Origin of the sequence: Eubacterium segne (assembly GCF_014287775.1) — a bacterium.
GTDB lineage: Bacteria > Bacillota > Clostridia > Lachnospirales > Lachnospiraceae > Eubacterium_G > Eubacterium_G segne.
In genome coordinates, this window is the sequence record NZ_JACOOZ010000002.1 from 102,805 (window position 1) to 124,217 (window position 21,413).

A 21,413-nucleotide genomic window follows, 5' to 3' on the forward strand; every position below is an offset into this window, starting at 1 on the left:
AGTCCCGCACCCTGTCTTAATGTTACTTCTATTTTTACTGTTAAATCCTGCCGTTAAGTGTTACTTTTGTTTACCGTGTCTTAATCATCACTTTCAGTGCAGAAAACCACTATCTTTTCTCCCGTGTCATGGGTTGTGTCACAGGTTGAAAGGGTAAGGGCTCTCTTACATTCATTAAGACTTTTTTCACTTACACATGGATAAATGGATTTTTCCATCTGTTTTCTTATCCACTCCCCGTAATCGCCCTTTATGTCTGTTTCATACACTCCTGATGAAATGTCTGCGTGCATTACCGATGCGATGGTGTAGTGAAGTGTTATGTCCGGTGTGTACAGCGTTACACTCTCATGTCCCTTAAGGAAAGAGCTGTCAAGGTATTCCTTTAGTTCACCGAACATTACACCGGTCCAGCTTCCCATGTTGTGTCCGTATATGATGTTGTTTCTGTTTTTTATTATCTCAGTGTCATGCAGCCTTTCGTCAAGGAATATTGAACCGTAAATGCTGTAATTGCCCTCAATGTCCCTGTACAGGTATTCATCATTGCTTTTGGCCCTTATAACGGGATATGAAATGCCCGTGTTTTCTATCTCTATCCATGCCACTATGTCCGGATTTATCTTCCACAGCCTTTCAAAGTCAATGGTTTTCGTCTTTTCATCCTTTGCATCATTCTCAATCCTTATGTACTTAAGTTTTACGCTGTATAAATCCCTTACGTCATTTCCAAGATAAAACAGTGACACAATCAGTGTAACGATGAAAAGCAGTAATGCCACTCTTCTAAGCACTGTCCCTGCCTTTTTTCTTTTTTCTGCCATTTTTATTCCTTATAATCCTGTCGGTTACCACCAGCAACAATGAAAGGAACAGTCCGATGATTATGCATGTCTCGTATTCCCTCATCCACTGTGATGTCCGCCTTTTTTTCGTGGTTGTTTCACTTACTGCATTGTCACTGCATCTTTTTCCGGTTACAAGAAGTCTGTGGTCGTTCACTCCGTAAGGCGTGCAGGTCACAAGGGTACACAGGTCTTCTCCATCCCTGATGGAGAGTTTTCCCGTGTCCCCGGGCAGTACGACGTTTATTTCGCACACACGGTAACACAGCCTTTCTCCCAGAACCCTTATGTAGAAGACATCCCCCACACTTAACAGTTCAAGGTCCGTGAACAGCTTCTTGTTTCTAAGCCCCGTGTGTCCCGTTATGACACTGTTGGTGCTTTTTCCTCCCACGGGAAGTGAGGTGCCCTCTAAGTGACCACACCCTGCCTCTAACACCGTCTGTGACGTTCCGTGGTATATGGGAAGTTTCACGTCTATCTGTGGTATCACTATTTCTCCCATTACGGGACTCCCGTTCACTGACAGCTGGCTTTCATAGCCCTTTGGTGCCTTTTTTATCACATCAGTGTCAAATGGGTCATGAAGCACTCCAACCCTGTTTACCAGTTCACTGTTATACTTGTCCGCCTGCCTTCTTATTTCATCAAGTTTTTTTTGTGATGTACTGCTTATGCTTTTTTCACTTGATGTTATCACTGATGATGCACGGTTTTTATAAATCTCATTGCTTATATAGGGGTATGCCGCAATTAAACCCCCAACAGCAATGATTAATGCGGGTATCATTTTCCTTAAGAGAAATTTTCTAAATTTCATCCTTTTCCTTTTTACGTGTGAGAACTATTCCTGCTCCCGCAATTAAGAGTCCCAGTACCGGGAGAAGTCTTATTGCCTGTCCCCCTGTCTGTGGAAGACGCCATTTCTTTGAGTTTACGACGCTTATTCCTGCAATCGCATTGGCTGAAGTGCCGTCTGCTGACAGTGTGGCGTTCTTTCCGCCCACTTTTGCCGTTGCACTTACCACGTCTCCTCTTGCCATGTCAACCTTTCCTGCAGGTCTTCCCTTTCCTGATGTCGGATTCTTCCTGTCTGCCTCATTGATTTCCATTCCGTTATGTCCTGCCAGTGCAGACTGAATGTCCTGTGTTGCAGGTATTACTTCAATTTTAACCGGGTCCTTAAGCAGTGTGTAGCCGCCATCCGTTTTTGTTTCCGTAAGCTCGTAGCTGTCACCCTCAAGTCCGTAAACAAGCAACTTGCCTTTTTTTGATGGAACAAGTGATGTTGCCTTGTTCCTGTCTGTTGTCTTTCCTGTTACATAATATGTTTTGTTGTCACCAACTGTTTCGCTGTTGTCTGCAACAACATAGTATCCGTCTGTCACGTTGTAAAGAATGAAGCTTACGTTTTCCGCATTTCCGCCGTTGTCTGAAAATGTCTTTGTGATGTCAAGTCCGTAAATGAATACTGTTGCCTCATCCTCCAGTGTGTCATAGTATCCTTCTGATGTTCTGCTCCATGTAAGTGATACGTCATTCGGGTTTCCGCTGTCACCAAGCACTGCGGTTGCGTCGGAATTTACCCTTGCCTGATAATACACAACCATGTAGTAATCGGAATACTTCTCATTGATTTCCTTAAGTCCCTTGTCTGTCACGTCAACCGTGAGTGTTGATGCGTCATCCCTTCCACTGCCTGTTGTAATTTTTGCAAGTTTGTTGTCTGATGCAACATTCCATACTGCAGTAGCCTTTGTAAGGTCATTTATTGATGCATTCTTTCCGTCCTCTCCGTTTACGTCAGGATCATATGTCTTTACGTCACCTACCTGACTTCCCCTGTCATGAGCCTTTATGTCAGCCGCCCATGTTTCAGGATTTGATTCATAGAATGCTATCTGCACGCTGTCCTTTTCGTATTCTATTCCCTTTGATAATGTGTCAACAAATCTGTACTGTGTAAGGTATGTTGCCTTAGTTGTGATGTGTGGGAGTTTTGATACTATGATGTAATCTAAAATGTCACCTTCTGATGCGGTGGTTGAGGAGTCATATGAATACTCACTTCTTTTTCCCGCAAAGTCTGTCTTATCCTTATCCGTTACGATGTATGAGTCATCCTGCTTTGTTTTTGAGCCGTCTGTTGCATTTTTACCTTCTGCATTTCTTACGAGCTTTTCTATTGTGGGATTTCCCGTCTGGTTCTTCGGGTAAAGGTTTAAGTCATAAAACCATCCGTTCCCCTCGGAATTTGTCATTGGAATGGAAACAAAGAACGGGTCTGTTGTTGATACCACTTCCTCAGGAACCTTTGTCTCAACAATCAGGTAAAGTCCAAGGTCAAGATTGTCCTTTGATGTTACACCCGTGTCTGATGTAAGGTCCATTGCTGTTCCGCCCTTTGCATACTCCTCCAATTTGTTCTTTGCTCCAATGCCCTTTTTTAATGTGTCTGATAATGCACTGTTGATTTTGTCTGATGTAAAATAGCTTTTTCCATTTATTATTTTTTTGTCACTGTCTGATAAACCAAGAATTGTCTGAAGTTCTTCCGGTATTTCATACTTAATGCTTATCACACCATTGTCCTCATCCTGAACGATATCTCCGACCTTTATGTATGTAAACTCAACGCCCTTTATGGCATATTTCTTAAGTGCATCTTCCGCTGCACTGTTCTTCTTTCCGTCTGACACAAAGCTGTCGGTGTCAACACTGTCATCACCTGCTGCGGTCATGTCATACTTGTGTATAGTAATGCTTCCCTTTTTGGTACTGTCAATGGTTGTATCATCTGCAAAAACCACTGAACCCATGCACAGCGACATGATAAGCGCCATGCTCATTAATGCTGAAATAAGTTTCTTAACTACTACCACGTAATATTCCTCCATAATTTAACTATAATATTCAAAATATTTACTAATAGTTGTAAATCTAAACCAGTGCTATATAGTAGATGCAAACAAAGAACTGAAAAATCTACGAAGTTAAGCTGTCCTTAAAATTAAGCTACCGTCTAACATGGCTGTCCGGTTCTCCGACTAAGCCCACTACACCTGGTCTAAATTTTTCCTATTATGAAATGTCACTTCCGGCATGCGTCGGAAATTTTCTGATTTAAATCCAATAAACTTTTAATATTTACATGTAATTTTTTAATATACATACTTTACATTCACATATTCATTATATATTTGTACCTTTTATGTGATTGCATTATTTGATATTACGCGTATTTATATATCATATGATACTTGGTACATTTTTAATACTACATCATTTCTTATAGTAAATCAATCACTTTTTGTTATTTTTTATAAATATTTTGTAACTTTCTACTAGATTGTGGGTTTTGATAAGTATAAATTGCGTAGTGATAAAAAAATTGGGATGTATTAGCAGACATCATACTCTTCAAAATAAATATTTTCTATTTTAGGCAAAAAAACACATGTAAGGCTGACATTACATTACAACCACTACATGTGTTCTGATTTTACTGTATTTAATTTTTTCTTCCTGCAAGAGTTCTGCACTTTTCTGTATCTCGCTGTATCTGCTGCTTCAACTCTTCCATGTTACTAAAGGTTCTCTCCGGTCTTATGAAATCAAAAAATAACACCTGTATTATTTCACCGTATACGTCTCCTTCATAATCCAAAATATTAGTTTCAACCTTTATCTTCTTTCCACTTTCCACTGTAGGATTTACCCCTACATTGGTTATGGAGTCAAATTTTTCGCCATTTATAACCACCTTGGTTCTATAAACACCGTTAGGCGGCAACAACTTTACTGCCTCGGGAATAATATTAGCCGTAGGGAAATTTATTGTTCTTCCCAGCTGTTTGCCATGCTCAACCCTTCCAATAACACTATAAGGGTGGTCCAGCATCTCATTAACCTCTGCCATATCACCTTTTGATATTTTCTCCCTAATGGATGTACTGCTAATATCTTTGTTGTGATACTGCTCCTTTTCCACCACAATCAGATTATATCCATATTTTTTCTGGTTACTGCGAAGGAACTCCACATCCCCCTTAGCCATTGCTCCAAAGTGAAAATCCGTTCCACAAACTATAGTTGTGGCACCGATTTTTTCTTTTAAAATATCCTTAACAAACATTTCAGGTGTTAATGCAAGAAACTCTTTTTTCATGGGCATCTTCATATACACGTCAATGTTTTGTTGTTTGCAAAGCATCTGCTTTTCCGATTCTGTTACAATAGTCTTGTTGGCATTGTCCTCTAAAAAAGCTTTAGGAGAGGTTTCAAAGGTCAATACAACCTTCTGCCTTCCATTGGCATTTTTCCTTATTTCCTCAAAGAGTTTTTCGTGACCCTTATGTATGCCGTCAAACTTTCCTACTGTAACAATTGTATTCTTTAGTTTTATATTATCAGTTATTGAAATACACTGCATATTTTCTCCTTAATCAATTATGTGAAATATGCCCTGTTACAAGCCTTATAAAAACATCTTCACCGATTTATATATCTGTTTTTCGCTGTTAAACTTATATAATCCTATAAATTCTCCCTCAGATGTATACACTCTTACAATCTGTCCATCTTCATGGTTCATTTTTAAAAATGTATTTCCGGATGTAAAAATATTACCATTATATACAAGCTTTTCAGCGCCTTTAGACACCATGCATTTTGAATAATTTCCCAGCATTTCATCCACCGGTGTAATATAATCCTCCAATGTATTATTATCTCTGAATTCTTCAATCTGCTTTAGGGTTATACTGTCTTCAACACTAAATCTTTCCACCTTGGTTCGCACCAGCTTCTCCATACAGCCACCAACTCCTAAGTCCTTTCCTATATCATGACACAAGGTTCTGATATATGTTCCCTTAGAGCATGTAACATGTAAATCAACCCTTGGAAGTTCCATTTTAGTTACCGTTATATCAATTATTCTGCAATGTCTTGCAGGTCTCTCAATAACTTCTCCACGTCTTGCCAGATTATATAACTTTTCCCCACCTATTTTTATGGCTGAAAACATTGGTGGAATCTGGTCGTAATCGCCAATATAACTTTTTATGGTTTCAAAAACCTTATCCTCTGACAGTTCCATAATACTATCAGTATCCGCCTTACTTATTACTTCCCCTGAAGTATCCTGGGTATCTGTATCTAACCCCAGCAATAATGTTGCATTATATGTTTTATCCTTTTCAGATAAAATATCACACAACTTAGTTGCCTTGCCTAAACATACGGGAAGCACTCCCACCGCATTAGGATCAAGAGTGCCCATATGACCTATTTTTTTCTGTTTTAAAATTCCCCTAAGTTTTGCCACAACATCATGAGATGTAAAACCCGGTTCTTTATATACGTTAATTACACCATTAATCATATATTTATTCCTTATCAATATTCATTACAAATCTTCTTTTATTGATGACAATACCTTTGCAACCACTTCATCTAAAGTGCCTTTTACTTCAAATCCGGCAGCCCTTACATGTCCGCCACCACCGAAACTCACTGCTATTTTGCTTACATCCACATATTTTTTTGAACGGAGGCTTATTTTATAAGTATCCTCCTTTAACTGGTATGCAAACATAGCGACCTCCACACCATCAACATTTCTTATGGAAGCGATTACTGCATCTAAATCATTTGTGGTAACATTATACTTCTTCATTGTATCAAAAGTGCAAACTCCATATATGCACTTTCCTTCCATACAAAGCACTGTTTCGCTTTGTATTTTCGCCGTAACCATCATCTGGTTATAGGTTTTTCTGTAAAATGTTTCCTCTAAAATTTCATTTGGCTTAACGCCAAAATCTATCATTTTTGCTGCAATGCGCATAGTCTCAGCCGTTGTGCTCTGAAATCTGAAAACTCCTGAATCATGAGCAATTCCCATATACATGGGATCAGCAACAGTTTTATCAAATTTGTCCTCATCTAAAACATTAAATAAAACTTCACTGGCAGAACTTGCCTCTGCCACAATATAGTTATAATCCGCATATCCTTTATTGCTTTCATGATGATCTATACAAGCTGTACGCCTTGCATTAGTGAAGAACTCCTCATTCTGACCTAACCGGTCTAAACTTGCAGTATCAAGGGATATAAACAAATCATAAACCGTACCATCATATCCACTGGTATCTATTTCTTTAACACCCTTAATAATATCAAATTTGCTGTCGACATATTCCAGATAAACTTTAACCTGTAAATCCGGTCTGTTTTTTTTCAGATAATTATAAAGAGCCATGCATGAGCCTACGCAATCTCCATCCGGTCTTACATGCCCTGCAATTCCCACAGTTTTAGAATCACCTATAATCTCATCAATCTTCTTCATTCTTTACCTTTACTCTTCATTCTTTCTAACATCATCAATTAACTTAGACATTCTCATTCCATACTCAATAGACTCGTCCATAATAAACTTAATCTCAGGAGTATTTCTAAGATTTACCGTTCTGGCTAATTCCCTGCGGATAAAACCTGCAGCACTTTTAAGTCCTGCCAATGTTTCAGCCTTTGTTTCATCGTCGCCTAAAACGCTAATATATGCCTTACAGTATTTAAGATCCGGTGTGACCTCAACTGCGGTCACACTGGTCATTATTCCCACTCTCGGATCTTTAAGTTCTCTGATAATGTTACTTAATTCTCTTTGAACTTCCCCGTTAATACGGGTATTTTTTATACTATTCTTTCTCATTCTTCTTACCTCGGTACTTCTACCATAATATAAGCTTCAACCTGGTCGCCTTCGGCAATTTCATTAAATCCGTCAAATACAAGTCCACATTCATATCCTGCCTTAACTTCCTTGACATCATCCTTAAATCTCTTAAGAGATGCAACAGGTCCTTCAAAAATCTGTTTTCCTTCTCTTGTTACTCTTGCCTTGCAACCTCTTTGCATTGAACCATCTAATACATATGAACCGGCAATATTTCCAATACCTGAAGCCTTGAAAATCTGGCGGATTTCTGCATGACCGATAACCTTTTCTTCATAAATCGGTTCAAGCATCCCCTTCATTGCACGCTCAATATCATCTATAGCTGTATAAATTACAGAATATAATCTAAGGTCAACATTTTCATTCTTTGCTGTTTCCTCTGCTCTTGCGTCAGGCTTAACATTAAATCCAAGAATAATTGCGTTAGATGTTGATGCAAGTATAACGTCTGATTCGTTAATTGCACCTACACCACCATGAATAACCTTAACTTCTACTTCGTCATTAGATAACTTAATAAGACTCTGCTTAACAGCTTCTACTGAACCCTGAACGTCAGCCTTAATAATAATATTAAGTTCCTTAAGTTCTCCGGCTTCAATCTGTGAATTAAGGTCATCTAATGAAATTCTAAACTTATTGCTTTCCATAAGTTTAGCCTTGCTATCCTCAACAAATGTATTAGCAAAATCCTTAGCTTCATTTGCTGTCTTTGTTGAAACAAATACTTCACCGGCATTTGGCACTCCGTTAAGTCCTAAAATTTCCACAGGAGTAGATGGACCTGCTGACTTAATTCTGTTACCCTTATCATCTGTCATAGCTCTGACTCTGCCGTGATTTGCTCCGGCTGCAATATTTGCTCCAATATTTAATGTACCCTTCTGTACTAAAACTGTAGCAACCGGTCCTTTACCCTTGTCAAGCTTAGCTTCAATAACAATACCTCTTGCCTCACGGTTAGGATTTGCCTTAAGCTCTAATACATCTGCCTGAAGCAATACCATTTCAAGAAGGTCATCAATACCTTCCTTAGTGTGGGCTGATACGGGAACCATTTCTACATTTCCACCCCAGTCTGAAGCTAAAAGTCCGTGCTCTGCAAGTCCCTGCTTAACTCTGTCAATATTTGCTCCCGGCTTATCAATCTTATTAATAGCTACTATAATTTCAATTCCTGCTGCCTTAGCATGGTTAATAGCTTCAACAGTCTGTGGCATAACACCGTCATCAGCTGCAACTACAAGAATTGCAATATCTGTTGACTGTGCACCACGCATACGCATTGCCGTAAATGCCTCATGTCCCGGTGTATCAAGGAATGTTATTGTTCTGTCATTAATTTTAACAACAGATGCACCAATATGCTGTGTAATACCACCTGCTTCACCTGAAATAACATTAGTTTGCCTGATGGCATCAAGAAGTGATGTTTTACCATGGTCAACGTGTCCCATTACACATACAACAGGAGGTCTTTTAACCATAAGGCTCTCATCCTCCTCGTCCTCTTTAAGAAGTTCTTCGATAATATCTACCTTTTCTTCTTTTTCACACATAATATCATAGCCCATAGCTATTTCTTCTGCACTGTCAAAATCAACCTCAGTATTTACCGTAACCATTTTTCCTTCAAGGAATAATTTCTTAATAATAGCTGATGGCTGCATTTTCATCTTTTCAGCAAGCTGGGCAATTGTAATGAAATCAGGTACTTCAATAACCTTGATTTCCTCTTTCTTTTCTTCTTTCTTCTTTGGCTTTTCCATTACAGGTTTTGAAAGGTCAATTCTCTTTCCATTCTTGCCCTTTCTTCCGCCATCTTCGTAATTCTTCTTATTACGCTCCTGTCTGTCCTGACGAATCTTGTTTTCTCTTGACTTTCTGTTCTTATCCTGAATTGGTTCTGCCGGAGTATCGTTTCCTCTGTCATTTCTTCTGAAATCACGTCTGTCGTCATTTCTGTTGTCATTTCTGTTATTTCTGTTCTGGAAATTTCCACCGTTTCTGTTATCACCACGATTTCCGTTACGGTTGTTTCTGTCGTTATTTCCATTTCTGTCACGGAAGTTGCCGTTATTTCTGTCATTGTTACGGTTTCCGTTTCTGTCATTTCCACCACGATTTCTGTCATCATTTCTGTTATCGTTTCGGTTATTTCTGTTCTGGAAATTTCCGCCATTTCTGTTATCACCGTTTCTGTCATTATTTCTGTTGTCACCACGGTTTCCGTTACGGTTATTTCTGTCATTATTTCCAAATCTGTCGCCATTTCTCTTTCCGTTACGGTTATCATTTTTAGGCTGGTTATTTCTCTGCTGTCTGTTATCAGGCTTTGCTGTCTCTTTCTTTTCCGGCTCTGCCTTTTTAACATCGGCTATTTTTTTGTCCTCAACTTTAACATTCTTGTTTTCTTCAGTCATCTGTGTCTCTTCTTTTTTCTCTATTACTTTTTCATTTTTTTCTTTATTTTCCGGCTTAACTGTTTCAGATTTTTCTTCTGTTTTTTTCTCAACCGGTTCCGCCTTAACTTCAGGCTTTGACTCCGCCTTTATCTCCGGTTTAACTTCTGCCTTAGCTTCAACCTTTGATTCCGCCTTTACTTCCGGCTTAACTTCAGATTTAACCTCCGGCTTTGACTCCGGCTTAACCTCTGTCTTAGTTTCAACCTTTGGCTCCGGCTTTACTTCCTCTAAACTCTTTGCAACTTCTTCTAACTGCTCAGATGACTTTGAGTGATGCTTATGCTCACCTTCGCTGTGTCGTCTTCGTCTTCTCTCGCCTTTTCCATGTCGCTCCCCTGTCCTTACAATACCTTTACTGGTAATTAAAACTCTAGGCTTTGACTTTTCTTCTTTTTTAGCATCTTCATCAGATGATGTTCCATCACCCTTTTGGGCGAACTTTTTCTTTACATATTCTATATTGTCATCTTCTATTGAACTTGCAGGTAATACTTCAACGCCTTTCTCACTAAGCGCCGTAACTATATCTGCACTTTTTATATCTAATTCCTTAGCTAACTCTCGTACTCTCATTTTTGCCATTTAGCTACCTCCATTTTAATTATTTTCCGTTAATATGTTAATAATTGACTTACTAAAGCCTTCATCTGATATTGCTATGGATGCACGTTCTTGATTCCCTGTAGCCTTTCCCAGCTGGCTACGACTGCCACAAACAAAAACCGGTATTTTATAAAAATCACATTTATTAGTAAACAATTTCTTTGTATTGTCCGATGCGTCTTCCGATACAATAACCAGTTTTGCTTTTCTCTCTTTCACTGCCTTTTCCACTGAAAATTCACCTGAAAAAGTTTTGCCTGCCTTAGTTGCTAAACCTATCATGGAAAAAACTTTGTCCGGTACATCATTTTTTAAAACACTATTCATTTACATCACCTAATTCCTTTTTAAGCTGCTGATAAACTTCCTCACTTATCTGTGAAATCTTAAGTGTCTTTTCCAGCCCCTTGTTTTTAACTGCCTTTTCAAGACATTCTTCATTAGGACAAATGTAAGCGCCTCTGCCGTTTTGTCTTCCGGTAACGTCTACAAATACGTTTCCTTCCTTATCACGGACAACTCTGATTAAATCTTTTTTGTTTTTTACCTGTCTGCACCCGGTACAAGTTCTTGTAGGGATTTTTTTCACCTGACCCATAACACTATCTCCTATGCCTGCTCTGTTTCTGAAGGTTCTTCTGTTTCTTTCTCGTCGTCATATTCTTCTTCGTCGTATTCATCATCGTAATACTCATCATCATAGTATTCATCGTCATAATACTCGCCATCGTAAAACTCTTCTTCATCATAGTAGTCTTCATCATTAAACTCATACTGAATATTTTCAGCCTTAGCCTGTGACTCACTCTTAATGTCAATTTTAAATCCTGTAAGTTTAGCTGCAAGTCTTGCATTCTGTCCTTCCTTACCAATTGCCAAAGACAACTGAAGATCAGGGACAACTACCAATGCTTCCTTATTATCCGGATCAGCAAGAACCGCTACTACCTTTGAAGGGCTTAACGCATTTTCAATTAAAATAGCCGGATTGTCACTCCAGTTTATAATATCCATCTTTTCATCCTGAAGTTCATCTACAACAGCATTTACTCTTGCGCCGTTCATACCTACGCATGCACCTACGGCATCAACATTCTTATCGTTAGACCATACCGCAATTTTTGTTCTTGAACCTGCCTCTCTTGCAATGCTCTTAATTTCAACTGTTCCGTCCTGAATTTCAGCAACTTCCTGTTCAAATAATCTCTTTACAAGTTCAGGATGAGTTCTTGATACAACTACTCTTGGTCCCTTACCGTTATCCTTAACTTCAGTTACATATAACTTAATTCTGTCATTTGGTCTGAAGAATTCTCCCGGTGACTGCTCTTTTTCCATAAGAACTGTATCTATCTTTCCTAAGTTAATACTGATATTCTTTCCGTTTATTCTCTGTACAATACCTGTTATTATATCGTTTTGCTTCTCATAATATTCCTGATAAAGGCTCTTTCTTTCCTCTTCACGCATTTTCTGTAAAATACCGTTCTTTGCACTTTGTGCGGCAATTCTACCAAAATCTCTTGCCTGAATTTCTACATTAACAGTATCATCTATGTCATAGCCTGCCTTAATGCTTCTTGCATCTTCTAGGGAAATCTCTGTAACAGGATCATTTACTTCTTCAACAACCTTTTTCTGTGAGTAAATGTGAAAATCACCTGTTTCTCTGTCCATTGTTACAACAACATTATCTGCTTTATTAAAGTTATTCTTATATGCCACTACCAAATTACTTTCAATTGCCTCAAATAATGACTCTTTACTAATACCTTTTTCCTTTTCCAACAATTCTAATGCTGTAATTAACTCTTTGTTCATTTTTTTATTATCCTCCTAAAAATCAATGGTTAATCTGACAAGTGAAACATTTACCCTGTCAATATTTATTTCACTACCGCTTTCATCTTCGATAGTAATAGTATCTTTATTATATGCCTTAAGCAATCCTACATACTGCTTGTTGCCATCAATGGCTCTGTATAAGTGAATTTCAATTTCCTCACCTATGCTTCTGTCAAAATCCTTATCCTTTTTTAGCGGACGTCCAAGTCCCGGAGAACTAACCTCTAAAATATAAGGGTCGCTGATGAAATCTTCTTCATCTAATAAATCACTTAATTTTCTACTTACTGATTCTAAATCATTAATGGTAATCCCTCCCGGTTTGTCCACAAAAGCTCTTAAGTACCAGTTACTTCCTTCTTTTACATATTCAACATCAACCAGTTCAAAACCTTTCTCATCCACAATAGGCTGTAACAGGGCTTCTGTTTTCATTTCGTATTCTTCTCTTCTTGACACTAAGACCTCCTACTTTAACTTCCAACACAAAGGAGCGAACCTTTGTGGTTCGCTCCTTACTATCTAGTCAATATTCACCTTATTACTATAGACCTTTATTTTACGGGTGTCAACCCCTAATTAAAAACTTCTGCCTGCCAAACTTTCACCTGTCACAAATAAAAAACTCCTACCTGTCAGACAGATAGAAGTTCCTCCATAAGCAGCTCGTAGGGGAATTGAACCCCTGATTCCGCCTTGAGAGGGCGGCGTCTTAACCACTTGACCAACGAGCCTAAAAAATGTTACTGTATTATTATAACAATAAAGTGACATTTTGCAAGTACTTTTTGTTATAATTTTGGAATTTGAAAGGAAACCTATTGATAATGGATTGGATATACGGAAAAACAGTGCTTATAACCGGTGCTTCTTCAGGGCTTGGACGTGCTATGACTGTCAGATTAATAAAGGAACACAACTGCAAAGTTATTGGCATTGGTCAGTCAGAACCTAAAATGAAAAGTTTAATTGATGAACTCAGCTATCAAAAAGATGCTTTCACGTATCAGCTTTTTGATGTTGGAGTAAAGAAAAATTGGGAAATATTCTCTGAAAAGATTCTGGCAAACAATATTAATATTGATATTTTAATTAATAATGCCGGTATCCTTCTTCCATTTGACAAATCCTATAATTATAGTGAAGAAGCTGTAGAAAAATGCATGAATACCAACTTCAACAGTTGCAGGTACGCAATTAACTCTATGCTACCTGTTTTAAGAAAATCCACAATGCCGGGAATTTTAAATATTTCCAGTTCTGATGCTCTTGCTCCTATTATCGGAACCGGTATTTACAGTGCCAGCAAGGCTGCCCTTAAGGCTTACTCTGAGGTACTTATTGCCGAACTTGGGCGAGAAATGTACATAGGCTACGCATGTCCCGGCTTTATGAAAACTGATATTTTCAGACATCAATATGTAATTTCCCAAAGCAGCCTTATAAATATGTTTTCAGCTAACGTAGATAAGGTTGCCGGAAAGATTATCAAAAAAATCATACGTCAAAAATCCCGTATTATTGTTGGAAAGGATGCTAAGTTTATGAATTTTACTTCTAAATTCTTCCCAGTGCTTGGGCTTAAACTTTACGAACAGGTAATAAAATCATCTAAGATAAAGATGTTTGATAATGTAAGATATTAATGGGATTGAATAGCTTTTAGGGGGGGTATGGGCAATCTTTTTATGGTGATGTATGGCGCATAATAGCCATGTGAGTGTGTATTAACCGGAAATTCACTTATTACTTAGTATTTCCCGGCCAGATTCACCTGCATGGCCGGCAATTAAATGTCTTGTGTACGGTTGAATTTCCTGATTTACTCTTCTCAACCATACCACACGACTATTTCCACAAGACTGATTTCTCACTTTATCTTTTAATTGTTTCGCTGTATGAATCATCCATTATCTCCACATACATCTTTCAAATTAAAAAGGAGCTGTTACCTGACGATTATACTCGTTAAAACACAACTCCTTTCATTTCCTCCCTAAAAATCAAATATTGACAGCTGGCTGTCTTCCGGCATACCTTCTAACAAACCTAACTGGGACATGGTTTCTATTACTGTTTTACTTAACTTGCTTTTTTCTCTTAAGTCATTTTTAGACACGAACGGTCCATCCTGAGCCTGTACGGCTTCAACTAAACCGTCTGCCGCCTTTTCTCCCAGACCTTCGATTGTGTCTAAACTTGGCATGAGCTTTCCGTCTATTATCTGAAACTCATGAGCCTTTGCAGTATAAATATCTATTGGTAAAAACTCAAATCCTCTGGCATACATTTCCTGAACTACCTTCATATCTCCCAAGGAATCTTCATCCTTTTTGGAAGCCTCATGATTTGCCTTTTTACGCTTAAGCTCCGACATGTAATATTCCATTTTCTCACGACCTCTACACATGGTTTCGTAGTCAAAGGCCTTGGCTCTGATTCCAAAATATGCAGCATAATAAGCTAAAGGATGATACACCTTGTACCACGCCACACGCAAAGCCATCATAATATAAGCTGCCGCATGGGCTTTTGGGAACATATATTTAATCTTTTTACAGGACCAGATATACCATTCAGGAACATTATGTTCACGCATTACATCCTCTTCCTGACGTTCCTCTCCTGTTTTCTTATCCTTGTATGTTAAAAGACCTCTTCCCTTTCTTACATGCTCCATTATGTCAAAACTTACCTGAGGCTCAATTCCCTTATCCATAAGATAAACCATAATATCATCACGGGTACATATTGCCGTGGAAATAGTACATTTACCCTCCGCAATAAGCTGCTGGGCATTGCCAAGCCAAACATCCGTGCCATGGGAAAGTCCCGCCAATCTAACCAAATCGGCGATTTTCGTAGGCTTTGTGTCTACTAACATCTGAATAACAAAATCAGTTCCTAACTCCGGCAGTCCCAAAGAACCTGTAGGGCATCCGTCAATATCCTCTGATGTAATTCCCAGTGCCTCCGGGCTCAAAAACAACGACATAACCTTTTTGTCATCAAAAGGCACATCCCTTTGAACATTAGTATTAGTTAGCTTTTCTAACCTTCTAATCATGGTAGGATCATCGTGTCCTAAAATATCCAGTTTCAAAAGGTTAGCATCAATAGCATGATATTCAAAGTGGGTAGTTATAATATCCGTTGTCATATCATTTGCCGGCTTTTGGATAGGTGTAAATTCGTATATTTCCTTATCCCTTGGTACAATAACAATGCCTCCCGGATGCTGACCGGTACTCCTTCTGATTCCTGTACACCCTCTTGATATTCTGTCAATCTCCGCAGTTCTTTTTACCTGATTATGGTCATCAAAATATTTTTTAACATATCCAAATGCTGTTTTCTCAGCCACACCGGCATAAGTTCCTGCCCTGAAAGTATGTCCTTTACCAAACATTACCTCAGTATATGCATGGGCATTTGCCTGATATTCACCGGAAAAGTTTAAGTCAATATCCGGCTCCTTAGTTCCGCCAAAACCTAAGAATGTTTCAAATGGAATTTCAAGTCCATCCTTGTGTAGCGGCTTTCCGCAATGAGGGCAAATCATATCCGGAAGGTCAAATCCAAGACCACCCTCTGCCCTTTCTTCTTTAATAACCGCCTGTATTTTCTTGATTTCCTCAATATCCGTCCCTTCCGGTGCCCTGTATTCATCCTCAAAAAATGAGCTTTTACAGTCTAAGCAGTAATAATGAGGTGCTAAAGGATTAACCTCAGTTATTCCTGACATTGTTGCCGCAAAGGATGAACCTACGGAACCTCTTGAACCTACCAGATATCCATCTTCATTTGACTTCCATACAAGTCTCTGTGCCATTATGTACATAACGGCATATCCGTTACCAATAATGGAATCCAATTCTATTTCCAGTCGGTCTTCAACAATTTTTGGCAAATCCTCACCATAAATTTCGTGAGCACGGTCAAAGCAGATTTTTCTTAGATTCTCCTCAGAATTATCTAACACCGGTGGGCATTTATCAGGATGAATCGGTGAAATATTATCAATCATATCCGCTATTTTATTAGGATTTGTAATTACTATTTCTTCCGCCACGTCACTGCCTAAATATTCAAACTCCTTAAGCATCTCATCAGTAGTTCTAAGATAAAGAGGTGCCTGATGGTCTGCATCCTTAAATCCGTTACCGTACTGAATTATTCTACGGTAAATTTCATCTTCCGGGTCAAGGAAATGAACGTCACATGTGGCAACAGTCATTTTATTAAACTTCCTACCCAGCTCAATGATTTTGCGGTTTACATCCATTAAATCCTCTTTTGAATCCACCAAAAACTTCTTTTTGTTATCTATGTCAGGATTGCCTGTTTTTAACATAAATTCATTATTTCCCAAGGGCTGGACTTCAAAATAATCATAAAATTCCGCCAATCTGGCAATTTCCTGCTGTGTTCTTCCATGCAAAATAGCCTGATATAACTCTCCTGCCTCACAAGCACTGCCAATCATCAGTCCCTCACAATATTTAAGATAATCACTTTTTAATATTCGTGGCTTCTTATTTGCGAAAGTGTCAATATGTGATATGGAAATCAGTCTGTATAAATTAACTCTTCCCACTAAATTTTTAACCAGAATAATGGCGTGATGGGACGGAAGTTTATTTATAAGATTTTTAGACTGCTTTCCCTGTTTATTTAATTCATCAAGGTTAGTTATTCCCTTGTCCTCAAGCATTTTACACAGTTTTAAGAAAATAAGGGCTGTACACTCTGCATCATCCACTGCTCTGTGGTGATGGTCTAATACTATTCCCAGTGCCTTTGCCACGCTGTCTAATTTGTACCTTCCAAGACCAATAATCAAATATCTTGACATTGCCACGGTATCAATAACAGTAAAATCGCATGGCAGGTTCTGTCTGTTACAATTAGCCGAAATAAAACTCATGTCAAAATCAGCGTTATGTGCTACCATAATTGCTCCCTTACAAAACTCCATAAATTTAGGAAGAATCTCTTCTATGGTAGGTGCATCAATAACCATATTATCATTAATACTTGTAAGCTGCTCTATTCTAAAAGGTATTGGAACCTGTGGGTTTACAAAGGTGCTAAACCTGTCAACTATCTTTCCCTTTTCCACCTTCACTGCACCGATTTCAATTATCTTATCTGCCTTTGCACTAAATCCTGTAGTTTCCAAATCAAATACTACAAAAGTATCATCTAATCCCTGCCCCTTTGGATTTACAATCATGTCCTTTAAGTCGTCTACAAGATATGCTTCAACTCCGTAGATAACCTTGAAGTCACACTCTTTTCCTGCCTTCTTACATTCATTCTTTATATCCAAGTATTCATGCCATGCATCAGGGAATGCCTGCACTACACCATGGTCTGTAATGGCAATTGCCTTATGCCCCCACTCGTAAGCTCTACGGACGATTTTCTTGCATTCGCTTACGCCGTCCATTTCACTCATCTTTGTATGGCAATGAAGTTCAAGTCTTTTCTCTACTGCAGTATCCTTTCTCTTTTCTCCAACAGAAAATGCCGGAATCAGCTTCATACCGTCCACTCGGCTTATTTCCACCTGTCTGTCATATGTGTCAAACATGGCAACGCCCTTTATCCTTACAAAGCTGTTCTTTTTAACTTTTGAATAAAACTCTTTCTTTACGTTCTCATCTGCTAAAAATATTTTAACTGCAATACTGTCGGTAAAATCCGTAATTTCCATTGTAACAATGAATTTTCCGTTTCTTGTCTCCCTGTCCTCCATGGTCATAATCTGACCCCTGACTACAGTTTCACCTGTACCTTCAAATACATCGCTTAACTTAGTATCTCCCTCATACTTAAAATCACGTCCGTATACCATATCAGGGTCCTGTGAATATGTAGCCTTTTTCACTCTTACAGGCTTGACTTTTTCCTGCTTTTCTTCCTTTGTCTCTTCCTCATTTTGATTTTTTCCTAACAGAACATTAACCTCATTTTGGAGTCTCTTTGCATTTTTAATGGCAAATCTGTTTTGCTGGAAAGCCTTCTTTTCAATTTTTACTTCCAGAGGCATATCAAATCTGTCCCTAAAGATTTTCTCAATGGTATCCTTTAAAACTTTCATTCTGGCTTCCGACACAATGCTTTGCTCTAAGTCAATAATCAATTTTTTATTTTCATCAAATCTAATGGGAGCCTTTTTAAACATTGCCGCTACTATAGGGCTTTTGGCATTAAGCTCCATAATAATACTATCTTTATATATTTCAAAAAGATTTTCCTCCGTATACTGACTTGACAGGGAATATTTTTCAATAATCTCAATCTCCACCCGTTTTCCCGTTCTTAAATTTCTTGCAATTTCATCTCTAACGGTGAAAATAGCAGACTTTTCAATAAGTCTGCTGCTTTCAATATATATTCGCATTTTTGTATGATCAACATTAGTAGCTATCTTTGTAATATCCACATATTCAAACATAGCCGTAAGCTCATCATTTAATTTAATTGTCTGGAAAACATCGAAAAACTTCTTTTTTTCCAATCTAACTCCTCCAATTCTTTAACTCATCTTCTAGTGCATCAAGAAGCTGATTTTCAGGAACTTTCTTTATAATTTCACCTTTTTTAATTAAAAGTCCCTCTCCTTTTCCTCCTGCGATTCCTATATCTGCCTCTCTTGCTTCTCCCGGTCCGTTTACAACACATCCCATTACAGCTACCTTAATATTCAAATCATCATATTTGGTAACCATATTTTCTACCTTGCCTGCTAAGCCTATTAAATCAATCTGAGTACGTCCACATGTAGGACATGAAACTACGGAAATGCCACCCTTTCTAAGACCTAAAGTTTTAAGAATAAGCTTGGCACTTTTTATTTCCTCCACAGGATTTCCTGTAAGGGAAACTCTTATTGTATCTCCAATTCCCTGATTTAAAATAAGCCCCAGACCTATTGCAGATTTTATGTTTCCTGATGTTACTGTTCCTGACTCTGTAATTCCCACATGTAAAGGATAATTAGTTTTTTGTGCAATTAACTGATGAGCCTTTACACACATCATTACATCTGAGGATTTTATGCTGATTACCAAATTATCATATCCCAAATCCTCTATTGTTTTCACCTTGTCTAAAGCACTTTCCACAATGCCCTCAGCAGTTACCTTCCCATATTTATCTAAAATATGTTTTTCTAATGAACCACTGTTTACACCTACTCTTATAGGAATATTTTTTGCCTTTGCTACGTCAACTACTGCCTTTACCCTGTCCATATCACCTATATTTCCGGGATTAATTCTTATTTTGTCAGCCCCGTTTTCTATAGCTGCTATGGCAAGTCTGTAATCAAAATGAATGTCTGCCACAAGTGGAATATTGATACTTTCTTTTATTTTTCCCAAAGCCTTAGCCGCTTCCATGGTAGGAACCGCACACCTTATAATGTCACATCCTGCAGCCTCTAATTCCTTAATCTGATTAACTGTAGCTTCCACATCTTCAGTTTTTGTATTAGTCATAGACTGAATAAGTATGGGATTTCCCCCGCCTATAACTTTATTTCCTATTTTTATTACTTTAGTGTTGTCTCTAAACATAATATTTTCTCCAATTAAATAAGCTTTCTTATATCGTTAAATAATAAGAATACCATTAATGCCATAAGAAGAACAAATCCAACAAAATGAATCATTCCTTCCTTATCCTTTGGTATTGGTTTTCCGGTTATAATTTCTATAAGATATAAGAAAATACGTCCACCATCTAATGCCGGTATTGGCAAAAGATTCATAACTCCTAAGTTAGCACTAAGCATAATTGCAAGATTAATAAGGGACAAAATTGTAACAGTGGCACCTGATGACTTAGCACTGGTATAAGTATCTCCAATTACCGTTACTATGCCTACAGGGCCTGAAATTTCATTGGCTGAAACCTGACCTGTAACCAACATTTTAAGACTTTTTAAAACTGTTGCAATTTCATATCTTACTTCCGTGAAGCTATATTTAATAACATTTCCAAAGGAAACTTTTTCTCTTGCAAGATTATAAACAAATCCTCTGTCTGCTATCTCAGTCACCTTAGGTTTAAGTACAACCTTTATTTCTTTTCCTTTTCTGTCTAAAGTGATATTAACCTCTTTTTCTCCAAAGGGGTGTTCACTAATATACTTAGCCATATCACTTCCTGTGGTAATTTTAGTTCCGTCAATTTCCGTAACCACATCTCCTGCCATAACTCCTGCCTCAGCCATAGGAGAGTTCTTAGTAACCTGTTCCACTGTAGCCTTTGTATCCTGACTAGTATATGACATTCCCACAATAGCTTTCTTCTGGGTTGACGGCTTATAGGTTATGCTCTTTTTCTCGCCGTTTCTTGTAAAGGTAATGCTAATGTTGCTTCCATCTAAAGGATTAACATATTCCTCTAAATATATTTCCCTTCCAAGAGTTGCATGGGCACCGTTAAATTTGGTAATCTGGTCTCCAACTCTAAGTCCTGCCTCATATGCCGGTGATTTTTCATCAACATAAGTTACATATGATTTATCAATTCCCTTTGCTCCAATAACAATTAAAGCAAGAACAAAAGCCAGTATAAAGTTAAAGAAAGGACCGGCAAAAACTATTGCCATTCTTGCCCATATTGATTTTGAATTAAAAGAGCCTTCTTCATTATTGTCCTCATCTTCCCCTAGCATGGCACATGAACCACCTAAGGGTAAAAGTTTAAGGGAATATCTTGTTCCGCTTTTTGCCACATGGCTGTAAATTCTAGGTCCCATTCCTATGGAAAACTCATTTACAGTAACCTTATTCTTTACTGCCACAATAAAATGTCCAAATTCGTGAATTAAAACTAATACACCAAAAATAATTAAAGCTATAACAATTCCTATAAATGTCTGCATTC

At 38.0% G+C, this 21,413-nt stretch carries 17 protein-coding genes and 1 tRNA gene; 1 reads left to right on the top strand and 17 read right to left on the bottom strand.

Translation table 11 applies throughout. The features are described 5' to 3' along the window. Window positions 1–80 precede the first annotated feature (80 nt). The 13 genes from srtB to H8S00_RS02925 all read right to left on the bottom strand — a co-directional run bounded on the left by srtB (window position 81) and on the right by H8S00_RS02925 (window position 13,243). Window positions 81–824, bottom strand: a complete 744-nt coding sequence (gene srtB, locus H8S00_RS02865) for a class B sortase (protein WP_186839958.1) — start codon at window positions 822–824, stop codon at window positions 81–83. Then, on the bottom strand, window positions 787–1,665 hold the full coding sequence (locus H8S00_RS02870; protein ID WP_186839959.1) for a class C sortase: 879 nt from the start codon (window positions 1,663–1,665) through the stop codon (window positions 787–789). The genes srtB and H8S00_RS02870 overlap by 38 nt, the downstream gene beginning before the upstream one ends. After that, window positions 1,655–3,727 (bottom strand): SpaH/EbpB family LPXTG-anchored major pilin, encoded by a 2,073-nt coding sequence (locus H8S00_RS02875; RefSeq protein ID WP_186839960.1) that lies wholly within the window; start codon window positions 3,725–3,727, stop codon window positions 1,655–1,657. The genes H8S00_RS02870 and H8S00_RS02875 overlap by 11 nt, the downstream gene beginning before the upstream one ends. A 629-nt stretch (window positions 3,728–4,356) precedes the next feature. Then, on the bottom strand, window positions 4,357–5,277 hold the full coding sequence (locus tag H8S00_RS02880) for a bifunctional riboflavin kinase/FAD synthetase (RefSeq protein WP_186839961.1): 921 nt from the start codon (window positions 5,275–5,277) through the stop codon (window positions 4,357–4,359). Between the two features lie 45 nt (window positions 5,278–5,322). Further along, window positions 5,323–6,231: a tRNA pseudouridine(55) synthase TruB gene (gene truB, locus H8S00_RS02885; RefSeq protein WP_186839962.1), complete on the bottom strand. Its 909-nt coding sequence runs from the start codon at window positions 6,229–6,231 to the stop codon at window positions 5,323–5,325. A gap of 24 nt (window positions 6,232–6,255) precedes the next feature. Further along, window positions 6,256–7,203, bottom strand: a complete 948-nt coding sequence (locus H8S00_RS02890; protein WP_118588969.1) for a DHH family phosphoesterase — start codon at window positions 7,201–7,203, stop codon at window positions 6,256–6,258. A gap of 9 nt (window positions 7,204–7,212) precedes the next feature. Continuing rightward, complete coding sequence (rbfA, locus tag H8S00_RS02895; RefSeq protein WP_021953359.1) at window positions 7,213–7,569, bottom strand: 30S ribosome-binding factor RbfA; 357 nt, start codon at window positions 7,567–7,569, stop codon at window positions 7,213–7,215. 5 nt (window positions 7,570–7,574) lie between these two features. Beyond that, a complete protein-coding gene (gene infB / locus H8S00_RS02900; RefSeq protein ID WP_186839963.1) occupies window positions 7,575–10,643 on the bottom strand; it encodes a translation initiation factor IF-2 in 3,069 nt (1,022 codons plus the stop codon). A 15-nt stretch (window positions 10,644–10,658) separates the two neighbouring features. Beyond that, window positions 10,659–10,991, bottom strand: a complete 333-nt coding sequence (locus H8S00_RS02905) for a L7Ae/L30e/S12e/Gadd45 family ribosomal protein (protein WP_021953361.1) — start codon at window positions 10,989–10,991, stop codon at window positions 10,659–10,661. Next, the gene (gene rnpM / locus H8S00_RS02910) at window positions 10,984–11,262 is read right to left on the bottom strand and encodes an RNase P modulator RnpM (RefSeq protein WP_021953362.1); all 279 of its coding nucleotides are present in this window, start codon (window positions 11,260–11,262) and stop codon (window positions 10,984–10,986) included. The genes H8S00_RS02905 and rnpM overlap by 8 nt, the downstream gene beginning before the upstream one ends. A gap of 11 nt (window positions 11,263–11,273) precedes the next feature. Then, window positions 11,274–12,485 (bottom strand): transcription termination factor NusA, encoded by a 1,212-nt coding sequence (gene nusA, locus H8S00_RS02915; RefSeq protein WP_186839964.1) that lies wholly within the window; start codon window positions 12,483–12,485, stop codon window positions 11,274–11,276. Between the two features lie 15 nt (window positions 12,486–12,500). Continuing rightward, a complete protein-coding gene (gene rimP / locus H8S00_RS02920; protein ID WP_021953364.1) occupies window positions 12,501–12,968 on the bottom strand; it encodes a ribosome maturation factor RimP in 468 nt (155 codons plus the stop codon). A gap of 203 nt (window positions 12,969–13,171) precedes the next feature. Continuing rightward, window positions 13,172–13,243: transfer RNA gene (locus H8S00_RS02925), tRNA-Glu, on the bottom strand. A 93-nt stretch (window positions 13,244–13,336) separates the two neighbouring features. Between H8S00_RS02925 and H8S00_RS02930 the strand changes: the two genes are divergently transcribed. Beyond that, window positions 13,337–14,155 (top strand): SDR family NAD(P)-dependent oxidoreductase, encoded by an 819-nt coding sequence (locus H8S00_RS02930; protein WP_186839965.1) that lies wholly within the window; start codon window positions 13,337–13,339, stop codon window positions 14,153–14,155. A 93-nt stretch (window positions 14,156–14,248) separates the two neighbouring features. Here H8S00_RS02930 and H8S00_RS02935 read toward each other — a convergent pair whose 3' ends face one another. The 4 genes from H8S00_RS02935 to rseP form a co-directional block, all read right to left on the bottom strand. Next, window positions 14,249–14,416, bottom strand: coding sequence for a hypothetical protein (locus H8S00_RS02935; RefSeq protein ID WP_186839966.1), 168 nt, complete (start codon window positions 14,414–14,416; stop codon window positions 14,249–14,251). Window positions 14,417–14,505: 89 nt separating this feature from the next. Beyond that, window positions 14,506–19,035 (bottom strand): PolC-type DNA polymerase III, encoded by a 4,530-nt coding sequence (locus tag H8S00_RS02940; protein WP_279287343.1) that lies wholly within the window; start codon window positions 19,033–19,035, stop codon window positions 14,506–14,508. Window position 19,036: 1 nt separating this feature from the next. Further along, a complete protein-coding gene (gene ispG, locus H8S00_RS02945) occupies window positions 19,037–20,095 on the bottom strand; it encodes a flavodoxin-dependent (E)-4-hydroxy-3-methylbut-2-enyl-diphosphate synthase (protein WP_021953367.1) in 1,059 nt (352 codons plus the stop codon). A 14-nt stretch (window positions 20,096–20,109) separates the two neighbouring features. Further along, complete coding sequence (gene rseP, locus H8S00_RS02950) at window positions 20,110–21,411, bottom strand: RIP metalloprotease RseP (protein ID WP_186839967.1); 1,302 nt, start codon at window positions 21,409–21,411, stop codon at window positions 20,110–20,112. Window positions 21,412–21,413: the final 2 nt, after the last annotated feature.

What these genes read in the sequence shown, in the direction of transcription:
- rseP (WP_186839967.1), bottom strand. Translation starts at nt 21,411, where the DNA reads ATGCAGACATTTATAGGAATTGTTATAGCTTTAATTATTTTTGGTGTA.
- H8S00_RS02905 (WP_021953361.1), bottom strand. Translation starts at nt 10,991, where the DNA reads ATGAATAGTGTTTTAAAAAATGATGTACCGGACAAAGTTTTTTCCATG.
- infB (WP_186839963.1), bottom strand. Translation starts at nt 10,643, where the DNA reads ATGGCAAAAATGAGAGTACGAGAGTTAGCTAAGGAATTAGATATAAAA.
- srtB (WP_186839958.1), bottom strand. Translation starts at nt 824, where the DNA reads ATGGCAGAAAAAAGAAAAAAGGCAGGGACAGTGCTTAGAAGAGTGGCA.
- H8S00_RS02870 (WP_186839959.1), bottom strand. Translation starts at nt 1,665, where the DNA reads ATGAAATTTAGAAAATTTCTCTTAAGGAAAATGATACCCGCATTAATC.
- H8S00_RS02880 (WP_186839961.1), bottom strand. Translation starts at nt 5,277, where the DNA reads ATGCAGTGTATTTCAATAACTGATAATATAAAACTAAAGAATACAATT.
- rbfA (WP_021953359.1), bottom strand. Translation starts at nt 7,569, where the DNA reads ATGAGAAAGAATAGTATAAAAAATACCCGTATTAACGGGGAAGTTCAA.
- H8S00_RS02935 (WP_186839966.1), bottom strand. Translation starts at nt 14,416, where the DNA reads ATGATTCATACAGCGAAACAATTAAAAGATAAAGTGAGAAATCAGTCT.
- ispG (WP_021953367.1), bottom strand. Translation starts at nt 20,095, where the DNA reads ATGTTTAGAGACAACACTAAAGTAATAAAAATAGGAAATAAAGTTATA.
- rnpM (WP_021953362.1), bottom strand. Translation starts at nt 11,262, where the DNA reads ATGGGTCAGGTGAAAAAAATCCCTACAAGAACTTGTACCGGGTGCAGA.
- H8S00_RS02930 (WP_186839965.1), top strand. Translation starts at nt 13,337, where the DNA reads ATGGATTGGATATACGGAAAAACAGTGCTTATAACCGGTGCTTCTTCA.
- truB (WP_186839962.1), bottom strand. Translation starts at nt 6,231, where the DNA reads ATGATTAATGGTGTAATTAACGTATATAAAGAACCGGGTTTTACATCT.
- H8S00_RS02890 (WP_118588969.1), bottom strand. Translation starts at nt 7,203, where the DNA reads ATGAAGAAGATTGATGAGATTATAGGTGATTCTAAAACTGTGGGAATT.
- nusA (WP_186839964.1), bottom strand. Translation starts at nt 12,485, where the DNA reads ATGAACAAAGAGTTAATTACAGCATTAGAATTGTTGGAAAAGGAAAAA.